The sequence below is a fragment of the Pseudonocardia sp. EV170527-09 genome, from assembly GCF_008369905.1.
GTDB lineage: Bacteria > Actinomycetota > Actinomycetes > Mycobacteriales > Pseudonocardiaceae > Pseudonocardia.
In genome coordinates this window covers 1-228 of sequence record NZ_VRMC01000716.1, presented here as the reverse complement: position 1 = coordinate 228, position 228 = coordinate 1, and the positions used below count along the sequence as shown (strand labels likewise).

Sequence of the window (228 nt, the reverse complement as noted above, 5' to 3'; positions counted from 1 at the left end):
GCGGAGTAACAGATACTTCGGCAAAGCGTTTTAACCACTGTAATGGACTCAAACCCGACGCCTGAATCAACACGGCTAATATCGACTGTCCGTTGATGTCTCGATGTAATAAAGCCGCTTTAGAAAGTGCCTGTTCACCTGTTCCAATCACTGGGTCTACACTTTCACGCCACAAACCTCCAAACAATTCTTTAAACTGATACGGCGCACCTTCAATCTCATCAAAAC

At 45.2% G+C, this 228-nt stretch carries 1 pseudogene; it reads right to left on the bottom strand.

Annotated features, from left to right (window positions below):
- Positions 1-228: pseudogene (locus tag FVA95_RS30575) on the bottom strand (IucA/IucC family protein); the annotation flags it as partial.